The organism is Comamonas sp. CMM03 (assembly GCF_019218715.1).
Taxonomy (GTDB): domain Bacteria; phylum Pseudomonadota; class Gammaproteobacteria; order Burkholderiales; family Burkholderiaceae_C; genus Comamonas; species Comamonas terrigena.
The window spans coordinates 682,499-695,483 of record NZ_JAHUXB010000003.1; the positions used below are offsets into that span (position 1 = coordinate 682,499).

Sequence of the window (12,985 nt, forward strand, 5' to 3'; positions counted from 1 at the left end):
CCCCTTCCATGTCTCGCACTTCCCTTTTGGCCAAGCTGGCAGCCTGCGCGCTGACCTGTGCGGTGGTGCCGCAGATGGCCTGGGCGCAGAACGCGCCCAGCCTGCCGCTGCTGGTGGGTTCGGGAGGTGGCGGCACCAATTTCTCGGTGCCCATCCAGACCCTGCTGTTCTTTACGGCACTGTCCTTTCTGCCGGCGATCCTGCTGATGATGACGGGCTTCACCCGCATCGTCATTGTGCTGAGCCTGCTGCGCCAGGCGCTGGGCACGCAGTCCTCCCCGCCCAACCAGGTGATCATCGGCCTGTCGCTGTTCCTCACGCTGTTCGTGATGGGGCCCACGCTGGACCGGGTCTATGAGGATGCCTACAAGCCTTACAGCAGCGGCGCCATCACCTTCGAGGCGGCGGTGGGCAAGGCCGAGCTGCCGATGCGCGACTTCATGCAGCGCCAGACCCGCCAGTCCGACTATGCGCTGTTCGCCCGCCTGGCCAAGCTGCCGGCGGACACCAAGATTGAAGATGCGCCTTTCCGCGTGGTGGTGCCGTCGTTCGTGATCAGCGAGCTCAAGACCGCGTTCCAGATCGGGTTCATGATCTTCATTCCCTTTCTGATCATCGACATGGTGGTGTCTTCCATCCTGATGTCACTGGGCATGATGATGCTGTCGCCCGTGCTGGTGGCGCTGCCCTTCAAGATCATGCTGTTCGTGCTGGCGGATGGCTGGAATCTGCTGATCGGTTCGCTGGCTTCCAGCTTCGCCATCTAGAAGGAGCGTCCATGAATGCCCAGTCGGTACTGACCTTTGGCCGCGAAGCCCTGACCTTGCTGCTGATGATTTCCCTGCCCGTGCTGCTGACGGTGATGGCCGTAGGTCTGGTGGTGAGTATTTTCCAGGCGGTGACGCAGATCAACGAAAACACCTTGTCCTTCGTGCCCAAGCTGGTGGCGGCGGTGCTGGTGTTCCTGGTTGCCGGGCCGTGGATGCTGAGCACGGTGGTGGACTTCATCCGCCGCACCATCGAAAACATTCCGCTGGCGCTGGGCTGACGCGCAGCGGCTCCCGGTTTCGGCACATATTCACAGGCGGCACACGGTGTTTGGCTTTTCCGAGCAGCAGATCATGGCCTGGCTGTCGCCGATCATCTGGCCGTTTCTGCGCACGCTGGCCATGTTCTCGGTGGCGCCGGTGTTCTCGCAACGAGCCATCCCGGCGCGGGGCAAGGTGGCCATGGCCTTTGTGGTGGCGCTGGGCGCCCAGGCCACGCTGATCGACCAGCCGGTGGTCAGCGTCAACTCCCCGGATGCGCTGGGCACGGTGCTGCAGCAAGTCGGCGTGGGGCTGGCTATCGGTTTTGCCGCACGCCTGGCCATCGCGGCCGTGGAAGTGGCCGGTGAACTGGTGGGCCTGCAGATGGGCCTGAACTTTGCCTCTTTCTTCGATCCGGTCAGCAATGCGCAGCTCAGCGCCATCTCGCGTTTTCTGGTGCAGATCTTCACGCTGCTCTTCATTGCGATCAACGGCCACCTGGTGGTACTGATGGCGGTGATCAAGAGCTTTGACGCCTTCCCGGTGAACGGGCATTTCATGCAGTCGGTCTCCCAGATGCGCATCCACGAGCTGGGCAGTGCCATTTTTTCCAGCGCGTTGTGGATCGCCTTGCCCATGATGGCGCTGCTGTTGTTCGTGAACCTGACCATGGGCATCATCTCGCGCATTGCGCCGCAGATGAATATTTTTGCCGTGGGCTTTCCCGTCACGCTGACGGTGGGCATGCTGGGCATCACTGCCACGCTGCCGATGATGGAGCAGCCGCTGCTGCGCATGTTCGAACAGGCCCTGGGCGTGTTTGGCGCGGTGTCGTTCTAGGCGTGGCGCTGCGCTGAGCGGCGCACGGCGGGACGCTATCAGCGCTGCGGGCGCGCGCCGAAACAGAACGGCATGCTTTTCTCATGCATCCGCAGTGCCTGCGGTGAGGCTGCCTGTTTTTTGAGCAGATCTGGCAGCGGGTGCGGGCCAGGTGCACCGCTGCAGCATTGTCGGCAGTGGCTCAGACCAGGTTGTTGCGGATGGCGTAGACCGTCAGCTCGGCATTGTTGGCCAGTTGCAGCTTTTCCAGCACGCGGGCGCGGTAGACGCTCACCGTCTTCGGGCTGAGCATCAGCTCTTCGGCGATATCGGTCAGCCGCCGGCCAGTGGCAATTTTCTGCAGCGTCTGCATCTCGCGTTCGGACAGGGTTTCGTGCAGCACCTCGGCCTGGGGCTGGGCCACGCTCTCGGCCAGCATCTGTGCGACTTCGGCTGTCAGGTATTTGCGCCCCTGCATGACCATGCGCACGGCCTCGATCAGCTGCACCGGATCGCCCGCCTTGTTGGCATAGCCCTGGGCCCCGGCCTTGAGGCTGCGCAGCGCGTACTGGTCTTCGGGGTACATGGAGACCATGATGACCTTGATCTCCGGGTGCGTCTCACGCACGCTGGCCAGCACTTCCAGTCCGTTGCGACCGGGCATGTTGATGTCCAGCAGCAGCACTTCACAGGCGGCGGTGCGCAGGGCCTCGCGCAGTTCGGTGTAGCTGGCGGCCTCGGCGGTGACGCGGATATCGGTGGCTTCCTGCAAGGTGTCCCGGATGCCGCGGCGCAGCACGGCATGGTCGTCGCATAGCACTACTTGGATCAAAGCATTTCCTTGGCAAATTCAGCACCAGACGCCGATGGTAGTGGGATGGAGACAATGATGCTGCTGCCTTTCCCTATTTGGCTGCTGACATCCAGCCATCCCCCCACGGTGCGGGCGCGTTCGGCCAGGCCGCGCAGGCCGAATGCCTTGGGCTTGTCGCGCTGGGCAGGAGCGATGCCGCAGCCGTTGTCGCGCACCTCGACCGTCAGCACGCCCTCGGCATCCGACATCTCGATGTGCACGGCCGTGGCCTGGGCGTACTTGGAGACATTGGTCAGCGCCTCCTGGGTGGTGCGGTAGGCGACGAGCTGGATGTTGGACGCCAGATTGTTGTGTAAAGGCGACAATCTCAGCGCCACGGGAATGCCGGTGCGGCGCTCGAACCCTTCGGCCAGCCACTGGATGGCGGCGGCCAGGCCCTGGTCCAGCACCGGGGGGCGCAGGTCCAGCATGATGCGCTGGCTGGCGCCCAGCGCATGCTGCAGCATCTCCAGTGCGGACTGGGCGTGCTGCACCACCTGGGGCTGGGTGGCGGTGTTGCGTGCAATCCATGACAGGTCGAACTTCACGGCGGTGAGCGCACCACCGATGTCGTCATGAATTTCCCGGGCGATGGCGGTGCGCTCCTGCTCGATCGAGGTCTGCAGGTGCTCCGTCAGCTCTGCCAGACGCCGTTCCGAGGCTGCCAGCTCGGCGGCTGCCAGCTCGCGCGCGCGCCGGGCCTCGTGCACTTCCAGGGCCCGCTCCAGCACGTGGGGCAGCCGCGCCATATCGTCCTTGAGCAGGTAGTCGGAAATCCCCAGGCGGATGGCGTCGACAGCCGCCGCCTCGCCAATGGCCCCGGACAGCAGCACAAAAGGAGGGCAGGGTGATATCTGTTGTGCGCCTTCCCAGGCGTCGATGGCGGTAAACCCGGGGAGGTAGTAGTCCGCCAGTACCAGATCATAGGGACGGGCGGCCAGTGCCTCCAGGAAAGCCGAAAGCTGATCGACGCAATCGATCTGGCAGACCCGTTGCGCACGGCGCAAAGTCAGTGCTGCCAGACGTTGATCGGCTTGTGAATCCTCAAGGTGGAGGATCAGGAGGGGTCTATCTGTTGGATCAGGACCCAGAAGGGGCGCTATCATAGGATACATCTTGGAACAAACGTGCAGGCTGGCGGTACGCTACAGCTCTGAAGTTAGGGCTCATTCCCCTGCACGTCCACAGCAGAGCCACAAGGTGATGCGCCTGCGCAGGTGCCCACCGGGTGAACTCCTGTCCAAGCTTTGCACCTGCCCCTGAATGGAGAAACGATGCATTCAACGCTATCACCGACCGGAGAACCTGCTGTTCAGGTGCCTGTCATGGTTGCGGCGGAATTGCAGGATTCCCTGTTGGTCGTCATGCGCGACCTTCATCGACTGGAAGGGCTCCTCAATCATGCCACGTCCAATTTGCTGGAACGGTTTTCTGAAGCCAACGGCCTGCTCTCGGGTACCGGCGCAGTGGACCGCAACGAGCTCGAAGCCGCCCGCCATGCGTTGCGCAGTGCCGTCACGGAACTGCAATTCCATGACATGGCCACCCAGTTGATCTGGCACACCACCCAGGTGTTGCAGGGGTGTGCATTCCGGCTTGCGGCGGAAACCATGGGCGTGGAAGAAGGGGAACTGCCTTCGGAGCCTGCACAATCCATGATGCCGGAACGCCCTAACCCTGTGACCCAAAGCGAAATGGACGCGGGTTCGGTGGATTTGTTCTAAGACGCTGTCCTGTTTACTAATTCCAAAGTCAGTTGGAGCCCATACATGCAATCGATCCTCGCTGTAGATGACTCACCATCCATGCGCAAGATGGTGTCGTTCACCCTGTCCGGCGCAGGCTACAAAGTCGTCGAGGCCGTGGACGGCATGGACGCGCTGGAAAAAGCAGAAGCACAACAGATAGATCTTGTGTTGGCTGACCAGAACATGCCACGTCTGGATGGCATTGGCCTCACCAAGAAACTGCGCGAGCATCCGCGCTTCAAGAACACCCCGATTCTGATCCTGACCACCGAGTCCAGCGACCAGATGAAGCAGGCTGGGCGCGCAGCTGGCGCTACCGGCTGGCTGGTCAAGCCGTTCGATCCGAACCGCCTGATCGAAGTCATTCAAAAAGTAATCCGCTAAGCAGCGGCGCAGCAGGCGATCACAGGAGCCTACATGGTGGACACTCATACAGATGCTGGGGGCGGGGCGGATTTCGACCTGACCCAGTTCTATCAGATCTTTTTCGAAGAAGCCGGGGAAAACCTCGACCAGATGGAGCAGATGCTGCTCAACCTGGACTTGTCGGCCGCCAACGACGAAGAACTCAACGGCATCTTCCGTTGTGCGCATTCGATCAAAGGGGGCTCTGCCACCTTTGGCTTCTCCGATGTGGCCGAGCTGACCCACAAGATGGAGTCGCTGCTGGACCGCCTGCGCCGCCACGAAATCACGCCCATCCCCGAGATGGTGGATGTGTTGCTGGAATCGGCCGATGCCTCGCGCAGCCTGCTGGCTCGCCACCAGGCGGGCGGCGAGGGCGAAGCCCTGTCGACGTCCGATCTGGTGCGCCGCATCACGGAACTGGCCGCCGGCAACGGCGCGGTGGCAGCCCCTGTGGTGGCGGTCCCGGTGGCACCACCGCCTCCCGCGCCGGCCCCGGTGGCCGCCGTCCCGGTGGGCGGTACCCGTGCGCTGGAGATTCGCATCGGCCCCATGGACAATCTGGATCTGGCCGATGCCATCAAGGAGCTGTTCCGCGATATCCCGGGCCTGGGCACCATCGAAGACCTGCCTTGTACCGATGCCGGCTGTCGCCTTTTCGGTGTGCAGACCCAGTCCACCGATGAGGACCTGCTGGACCTGTTCGCTTTCCACGTCGCCAAGGAGCAGGTGCAGATCCGCGGCCAGGCCTCCCAGGTGGCCCCGGTGGCTGCGGCTGCTGCGCCGCAGGCGGTGGCCGTGGAAGCAGCCTCTGCACCGGTGGAAGCCGCTGCGCCGCTGGCCGCCGACATGGTGAGTGGTAATTTCGGCATCTTCCCGGGTGCGCCCGGCGATCCGGAAACACGTCCCGCGCTGGCACCAGCCAAGGCCTCTGCCGCGGCCAAGCCGGCCGTGGCGGCCACCATGGAGTCCACCAGCATCCGCGTGGCCCTGGGCAAGGTCGACCAGCTGATCAACCTGGCCGGCGAGCTGGTGATCACCCAGGCCATGCTGGCGCAGAACAGCCGCACGCTGGACCCGGCCGCCAACCAGCAACTGCTGGCCGGTCTGGCGGATCTGGACCGCAACACGCGTGACCTGCAGGAATGCGTGATGTCGATCCGCATGATTCCCATGTCCACCGTCTTCAGCCGTTTCCCGCGCATGCTGCGGGACCTGGCCAACAAGATGGGCAAGAAGTTCGACCTGGTGTTGCAGGGCGAAGCCACTGAGCTGGACAAGGGCCTGGTGGAAAAGATCACCGACCCGCTGACCCACCTGGTGCGCAACTCGCTGGACCATGGCATCGAAATGCCCGAGCAGCGCATTGCGGCCGGCAAGTCCGAAGCGGGTACGCTGACCCTGGCGGCTTCCCACCAGGGCGGCTCCATCGTCATCGAAGTGCGCGATGACGGCCGTGGCATGAACCGCGAAAAGATTCTGCGCAAGGCCCGTGAGCGCGGCATGGATGTGTCGGACAGCCTGCCCGATGCCGATGTCTGGCAGCTGATCTTTGCCCCCGGCTTCTCCACCGCCGATGTCGTGACCGATGTGTCGGGCCGCGGCGTGGGCATGGACGTGGTGAAGAAGAACATCACCGCGCTGAACGGTACCGTGGAAATCGACTCGGCCGAAGGCGTGGGCATGCGTGTGGCGATTCGCCTGCCGCTGACCCTGGCCATCATGGACGGTATGTCGGTGGGCGTGGGCCAGGAGGTCTACATCCTGCCGCTGTCTTCGGTGGTGGAGTCCTTCCAGGTCAATCCGAACGATGTGAACACCGTGGCCCAGGGCTCCCAGCTGGTCAAGGTGCGCGACGAGTACATGCCCGTGATCGCCATGGAAAAGACGTTCCGTGTGCCGCGCGCCGAAGGGGAAAAGAGCAGCGACATCATGGTGGTGGTCGAGTCCGACGGCAGCCGGGTGGCATTGCTGGTGGACGAACTGCTGGGGCAACATCAAGTGGTGGTGAAGAACCTGGAGTCCAATTACCGCAAGGTGCCGAATGTGTCGGGTGCCACCATCCTGGGTGATGGCACCGTGGCCTTGATCCTAGACACCATCAGCATGGTGAACCGGGCGCGTTACTGATACCGGATTGCAGGCGATCCACAACTAGCAAAGGCCAGGCCCCCAGCGGGCCGCCAGGAGAATTGAAATGAATGTGATGGGCAAAAATACCGAGTCTGCGGCCACCGGCACCCGCGAATATCTGACCTTCCGTCTGGGTCAGGAGGAATACGGCATCGACATCCTCAAGGTGCAGGAAATCCGCGGCTACGAACAACCCACCCGCATTGCCAATGCACCGGAATTCATCAAGGGCGTGGTGAATCTGCGCGGCACCATCGTGCCAATCGTGGACATGCGCCTGAAGTTCAACTGCACGGAAGTGGAATACAACAGCTTCACGGTGGTCATCATCCTGAACCTGCGCAACCGCGTGGTCGGCATTGTGGTGGACTCCGTGAGCGATGTGATGGAGCTGGCGCCGGACGCCATCCGCGCGGCACCCGATATCGAAAGCGCCATCGACAACGGCTGTATCCTGGGCCTGGGCTCGGTGGGCGAGCGCATGCTGATCCTGCTGGACATCGAAAAGCTGATGTCCAACGTGGACATGGGCCTGGTGGCCCCGGCCGAGTAAAGGGCGCTGCGGCGAATTAGCTAGCCAACGGCCCGCCCTGTGGGGGGCTGTTGAATTTGAACGCCTTGCGGGCGTTGGGATTTTTTGACCCTTTCATCCATGCGTACTTCTGCTTCTTCGTTGTCCACGGATGCCGGGTCGGCATCCGGCATGCCGGCCTCCATGGGGGGCGGGGCTGCGCAGCGCGAGTTCGCCTGGACCAATGCCGATTTCACCCGCGTGCAGGCGCTGATCTACAAGCACGCCGGTATCAGCCTGCACGATGGCAAGCACGCCATGGTGTACAGCCGCCTGTCGCGCCGCCTGCGCGATACGCGGCTGGACAGTTTTGACGACTACCTGTCCTGGCTGGAAAAGCAGCCAGGCGATGCCCCGGAATGGCAGGAATTCGTCAATGCGCTGACCACCAATCTGACCTCGTTCTTTCGCGAGCAGCACCATTTCGAGATCTTTGCGCAGCACCTGCGCAGCAAGCAGCAGCCGTCGTGGAAGGTCTGGTGCAATGCCGCATCGACCGGGGAGGAGCCTTATTCCATCGTGATGACGGCCCAGGAAGCGCTGGGTGCCAATGCGCAGTTCAAGCTCACGGCCAGCGACATCGATTCCAAGGTGCTGGCCACGGCATCGAACGGTGTCTACCGCCTGGACAATGTGAAGAACCTGAGCCAGGAGCGTCTGCGCCGCTTCTTCATGAAGGGCAAGGGGGCCAACGAAGGCATGGTGCGCGTCAAGCCGGAGCTGCGCCGCATGATTGACTTCATGCAGGTCAATCTGATCAAGGACGACTGGCCCTTCCAGGAATCCTTCGATGTGGTGTTCTGCCGCAACGTGATGATCTACTTTGATGCGCCCACGCAGCGCCGTGTGCTGGAGAAGATCCACCGCGTGCTCAAGCCGGGTGGCATGCTGTTTGTGGGGCATGCCGAGAATTTCAGCGAATCGCGCGACCTCTTTACCTTGCGCGGCAAGACCGTGTACGAGCGTCGCTGAACGGGCTGCGCCGGTTATTGGAACAAAGGTCCACCATGAATCCTCTGCGAAAAGGCGTACCGATGTCGTCCAATCCCTTGGGGGGCGGCTTTGGCTCGTCCCTTGCCTTTGGTGAGCGCCGGGGTCCCGTGCCCAAGATGGCGCCGCCGAGTGCCCCGGTGTTCCACCGGTCGGCGGCCGCACAGCCGCCCGCGCCGCCGTCGTCACTGGAGGCGCTCAAGCGCCGCACGCCCAAGCCGGGCGAGGCCTCGTTCTTCTATTTCGATCCGCATTTCCAGTTCAACGCCGTCAAGGTGTTGCCGGGCGAGTATTTCGTGACGGGCGAGAACATGGCCATCGTCACGGTGCTGGGCTCGTGCATTGCTGCCTGCCTGTGGGACCGCACCCTGAACATCGGTGGCATGAACCACTTCATGCTGCCCGATGGTGATGCCGGCGATGTCTCCGGCCGCTACGGCTCGTATGCGATGGAACTGCTGATCAACGAGATGATGAAGCTGGGCGCGCGCCGCGAGACCATGCAGGCCAAGATCTTTGGCGGCGGTCAGGTGATGGCCAACTTCACCACCATGAATGTGGGTGAGCGCAACACCGATTTCGTCACCCAGTATCTGAATACCGAGCGCATCCCCATCGTCTCCGAGGATGTGCTCGACATCTATCCACGCAAAGTGGTCTACTTTCCGACCACCGGCAAGGCCCTGGTCAAGCGCTTGGCGCATGCCCACCCCGAAGAGCTGGTGGCGCAGGAACGTCGCGGCAATGCGGCCACGGTGGCGCAGTCCAATGCCGGCGGCAGCGTAGACCTGTTTTGAGAGAGGTTTGAGGGAATGAGCAAGAAGATCCGTGTGATCGTGGTCGACGACTCCGCGCTGGTGCGCAGCCTGCTGGCCGAGATCATCAACCGACAAAGCGATATGGAGTGCATCGGCACGGCCAACGACCCGTTGATTGCCCGCGAAATGATCCGCGAACTCAATCCTGATGTGATCACGCTGGACGTGGAAATGCCACGCATGGACGGTATCGACTTTCTCGGCCGCCTGATGCGCCTGCGCCCCATGCCGGTGCTGATGATTTCCACGCTGACCGAGCGCGGTGCCGAAGTGACCATGCGCGCGCTGGAACTGGGTGCCGTGGACTTTGTGGCCAAGCCCCGCGTGGGGGTGGCCAATGGTCTGCAGGACCTGGCCAACCAGATTGTGGACAAGATCCGCGTAGCGGCGGTGGCCCAGGTGCACCGTGCGGTGCCCGCGGCCCGCCCGGCCATGGCGCCTGCGGCCAAGGGGGCTGCACCGGGTGTGGCGCCCGCTCCCGTGTCGTCGGCCTCCTTGCTGGGCCGTCTGTCCACCGAAAAGGTGATTGCCATTGGTGCCTCCACCGGGGGGACCGAAGCCATCAAGGAAGTGCTGGTGCAGATGCCGGCCGACTCCCCGGCCATCGTCATCACCCAGCACATGCCGCCGGGCTTTACCACCAGCTTTGCGGCACGCCTGAACGGGCTGTGCCAGATCACGGTGAAGGAAGCCGTGCAGGGCGAACGTATCCTGCCCGGTCATGCCTATATCGCTCCGGGCGGCAAGCAGTTCTCCATTGCCCGCAGCGGCGCCAACTATGTGGCCGTGGTCAATGATGAGCCGCCGGTCAACCGGCACAAGCCTTCCGTGGAAGTGCTGTTCAAGTCCGTCGCCGCCTGCGTGGGTCGCAATGCCTTTGGCGTGATGCTGACAGGTATGGGGGCCGACGGTGCCGCCGCAATGCGCGAGATGAAGGACGCCGGCAGCTACAACTATGTGCAGGACGAAGCCAGTTGCATCGTCTTCGGCATGCCGCGCGAAGCCATTGCCCATGGTGCCGCCGATGAAGTGCTGCCGCTGACGCAGATTGCCAGCGCCTTGCTGGGCAAGCTGCGCACTTCGCCCGACCATGTGCGCCACCGTATCTGAGGTGGGCGCCAGCCGGCTGGCTGCCTAGGGGCGCAGCAGCCGACACACAAAAAAAGGGAGCTGTATCAGCTCCCTTTTTGCATGCACGGCGCCGGATCGCCGTCGCCTTGCGGGTGTGTCAGGCGGACAGCAGCTCCCAGCGCTCCAGTGCCGCCATCAGTGCCGCTTCGATCTCTCCATCCCGCAGCTGCAGTTGCACCGCACGGGCGTTGTCGGTGGCATACAGGCTGCCATCGGCCAGGGTGGCCTGGATGGTGGCTTGCTCCGTTTCCAGTGCCGCAATCTGCGCCGGCAGCTGTTCCAGCTCGCGCTGTTCCTTGTAGCTGAGCTTGCGCTTGGCGGCGGGAGCGGCGGCCGGGGCTGAGGTGCTGGCGGTGGCAGCTTCCTTGGCGGGGGCGGGTTTGGAGGCTCCGGCCTTGGCCGCCTGTTCGGCCGCCGCCTTGCTGCGCTTGGACTGTACCAGCCAGTCCTGCACGCCACCTTCGTACTCGCGCCACTGGCCATTGCCTTCGGCGGCAATGGTGCTGGTGACGACGTTGTCCAGGAAGGTCCGGTCGTGGCTGACCAGGAAGACGGTGCCGTCGTAGTTTTGCAGCAGGTCTTCCAGCAGCTCCAGTGTGTCGATGTCCAGGTCGTTGGTGGGTTCGTCCAGCACCAGCACATTGGTGGGGCGGGCGAACAGCCGTGCCAGCAGCAGGCGGTTGCGTTCACCGCCCGAGAGGCTGCGTACAGGCGAGTTGGCCCGGGCCGGGGAGAACAGGAAGTCCCCCAGGTAGCTTTTCACATGCTTGCGCTGGTTGCCGATCTCGATCCACTCGCTGCCGGGGCTGATGAAGTCTTCCAGCGTGGCATCCAGGTCCAGCGCATTGCGCATCTGGTCAAAGTAGGCCACGGTGATGTTGGTGCCCTGGCGCACCGTGCCCCAGGGGCTTTCGCCGGGCTCGGGTGCAGGGGCGTTGGCGGGGGCCGGGTCGGGCTGCAGCTGGCCCAGGATGAGCTTGAGCAGCGTGGTCTTGCCGGCGCCGTTGGGGCCCAGCAGGCCGATCTTGTCGCCGCGCAAGATGGTGGCACTGAAATCATCGACGATCACGCGGTCGCCAAAGGCCTTGCTCACGTGGGTCAGCTCGGACACCAGCTTGCCGCTTTTCTCGCCGCTGCTGACATCCATCTTCACGCTGCCCTGGGCGGTGCGACGGGCCGCATGTTCGCTCCGCAGTTCCTGCAGGCGCACGATGCGTGCGGTGGCACGGGTACGGCGGGCTTCCACGCCCTTGCGGATCCAGATTTCTTCCTGGGCCAGCAGCTTGTCGGCCTTGGCATTGATCACGGCTTCCTGTGCCAGCTGTTCCGCCTTGTTGGTCACATAGGCCGCGAAGTTGCCGGGGTAGGAGGTCAGCTCGCCACGGTCCAGCTCGACGATCCGGGTGGCCACGTTGTCCAGGAAGGAGCGGTCGTGGGTGATGAGCACAATCGCCCCCTTGAACTCCTTGAGCAGACCTTCCAGCCATTCGATGGAGTCCAGATCCAGGTGGTTGGTGGGCTCGTCCAGCAGCAGCACATCGGGTTGTGTCACCAGGGCCTGGGCCAGTGCCACGCGCTTGCGCACACCGCCCGACAGATTGCTGATCAGCGCATCGGCCTTCAGGTGCAGGCGTTGCAGGGTTTCCTCCACGCGCTGCTCCCAGTTCCAGGCATCTTGCGCCTCGATGCGGGACTGCAGGGCGTCCAGATCCACGCCGTCGGCGCCGGACAGGTACTGATCGCGCAGTGCAGCCACTTCCGCCAGCCCGGTGGAGGCGGCCTGGAACACCGTGTGCTCCGGCTGCAGATCGGGTTCCTGTGCCACATAGGCAATGCGCACGCCCGTCTGCACTTGCAGATTGCCGTCGTCCGGGTGGGCCAAGCCTCCCAGAATCTTCAAGAGCGAAGACTTTCCAGCGCCGTTGCGGCCGATCAGCCCCACGCGTTCATTGGTTTCCAGGGAGAAGCTGGCGTGATCCAGCAGTGCCACATGCCCGAAAGCGAGCTGTGCGTCCAGTAAGGTGATGAGTGCCATGTTGCCGCCATTATCCAAGGCAGCGCGCAGCGCTGCCTTGGAAAGGCTGTGGCCGGGCTGCACCAGGATGGTGAGAATTCGGGATAACCCGGAAATCCCGTGCTATGATCCGTTTCCTGCCAAGTTGCAAGCCATCGGTAAGCAACGGGAGGAAGCAAAAAAATTTCCGAAGTTCTTCAAATTTCGGCATACAATGCAAGGCTTCGCTGCTGAGAGCTACCGGCTCCGGCGGTCAGGTAGATCAAAAAATTCTTTGATCTACACGATGAAAGTTGTGCTACAATACAAGGCTTCGCTGATCACAGCGGACTGAATTCAAAACAGAAGTTCTGGTTTGAATCGCATCATTAAAAATGTACAGCCGATAAGCGTGGGCGTTTGAAGGCGATTGCCAAATGTTCTTCGGAACTAAACAAACGCTCACAAAAACAGTAATGAGGAAAGAGAAATCTTT

At 62.7% G+C, this 12,985-nt stretch carries 14 protein-coding genes; 11 read left to right on the top strand and 3 right to left on the bottom strand.

Translation table 11 applies throughout. The annotated features are described in order from the left end of the window. Positions 1–8: 8 nt before the first annotated feature. From fliP to fliR, 3 genes are all read left to right on the top strand, one after another. Entirely contained in the window at positions 9–767 is a 759-nt protein-coding gene (fliP, locus tag KW830_RS13890) for a flagellar type III secretion system pore protein FliP (RefSeq protein WP_066541770.1), read from the top strand. An 11-nt stretch (positions 768–778) separates the two neighbouring features. After that, positions 779–1,048, top strand: a complete 270-nt coding sequence (gene fliQ / locus KW830_RS13895) for a flagellar biosynthesis protein FliQ (RefSeq protein WP_066541772.1) — start codon at positions 779–781, stop codon at positions 1,046–1,048. Positions 1,049–1,121: 73 nt separating this feature from the next. Further along, complete coding sequence (fliR, locus tag KW830_RS13900) at positions 1,122–1,868, top strand: flagellar biosynthetic protein FliR (RefSeq protein WP_255578398.1); 747 nt, start codon at positions 1,122–1,124, stop codon at positions 1,866–1,868. A gap of 181 nt (positions 1,869–2,049) precedes the next feature. Here the strand turns inward: fliR and KW830_RS13905 are convergent, their stop codons facing one another. Together KW830_RS13905 and KW830_RS13910 are read right to left on the bottom strand one after the other, a co-directional pair. After that, positions 2,050–2,679: a response regulator transcription factor gene (locus KW830_RS13905; protein WP_066541774.1), complete on the bottom strand. Its 630-nt coding sequence runs from the start codon at positions 2,677–2,679 to the stop codon at positions 2,050–2,052. Further along, a complete protein-coding gene (locus tag KW830_RS13910) occupies positions 2,676–3,806 on the bottom strand; it encodes a histidine kinase (protein ID WP_066541776.1) in 1,131 nt (376 codons plus the stop codon). The genes KW830_RS13905 and KW830_RS13910 overlap by 4 nt, the downstream gene beginning before the upstream one ends. Positions 3,807–3,974: 168 nt before the next feature. On the opposite strand from KW830_RS13910, the gene KW830_RS13915 reads away from it, so the two are divergent. The 7 genes from KW830_RS13915 (at position 3,975) to KW830_RS13945 (ending at position 10,475) form a co-directional block, all read left to right on the top strand. Beyond that, positions 3,975–4,424, top strand: a complete 450-nt coding sequence (locus KW830_RS13915; RefSeq protein ID WP_066541778.1) for a hypothetical protein — start codon at positions 3,975–3,977, stop codon at positions 4,422–4,424. A gap of 45 nt (positions 4,425–4,469) precedes the next feature. Then, positions 4,470–4,832 carry a response regulator gene (locus KW830_RS13920; protein ID WP_066541780.1) on the top strand — a complete coding sequence of 121 codons (363 nt, stop codon included), beginning with the start codon at positions 4,470–4,472 and terminating at the stop codon, positions 4,830–4,832. A 33-nt stretch (positions 4,833–4,865) separates the two neighbouring features. Further along, positions 4,866–6,983, top strand: a complete 2,118-nt coding sequence (locus KW830_RS13925) for a chemotaxis protein CheW (RefSeq protein WP_218333459.1) — start codon at positions 4,866–4,868, stop codon at positions 6,981–6,983. 67 nt (positions 6,984–7,050) lie between these two features. After that, positions 7,051–7,539, top strand: coding sequence for a chemotaxis protein CheW (locus tag KW830_RS13930; RefSeq protein ID WP_066541784.1), 489 nt, complete (start codon positions 7,051–7,053; stop codon positions 7,537–7,539). Between the two features lie 150 nt (positions 7,540–7,689). Further along, entirely contained in the window at positions 7,690–8,529 is an 840-nt protein-coding gene (locus KW830_RS13935; RefSeq protein ID WP_225608903.1) for a CheR family methyltransferase, read from the top strand. A 137-nt stretch (positions 8,530–8,666) separates the two neighbouring features. Then, positions 8,667–9,344 (top strand): chemoreceptor glutamine deamidase CheD, encoded by a 678-nt coding sequence (gene cheD / locus KW830_RS13940; protein WP_218333502.1) that lies wholly within the window; start codon positions 8,667–8,669, stop codon positions 9,342–9,344. A gap of 15 nt (positions 9,345–9,359) precedes the next feature. Continuing rightward, the gene (locus KW830_RS13945) at positions 9,360–10,475 is read left to right on the top strand and encodes a chemotaxis response regulator protein-glutamate methylesterase (protein WP_218333460.1); all 1,116 of its coding nucleotides are present in this window, start codon (positions 9,360–9,362) and stop codon (positions 10,473–10,475) included. A 118-nt stretch (positions 10,476–10,593) separates the two neighbouring features. Here the strand turns inward: KW830_RS13945 and KW830_RS13950 are convergent, their stop codons facing one another. Then, positions 10,594–12,531 carry an ATP-binding cassette domain-containing protein gene (locus tag KW830_RS13950; protein WP_218333461.1) on the bottom strand — a complete coding sequence of 646 codons (1,938 nt, stop codon included), beginning with the start codon at positions 12,529–12,531 and terminating at the stop codon, positions 10,594–10,596. Between KW830_RS13950 and KW830_RS13955 the strand changes: the two genes are divergently transcribed. Next, the gene (locus KW830_RS13955; protein ID WP_218333462.1) at positions 12,530–12,844 is read left to right on the top strand and encodes a hypothetical protein; all 315 of its coding nucleotides are present in this window, start codon (positions 12,530–12,532) and stop codon (positions 12,842–12,844) included. The genes KW830_RS13950 and KW830_RS13955 overlap by 2 nt on opposite strands. Positions 12,845–12,985 lie beyond the last annotated feature (141 nt).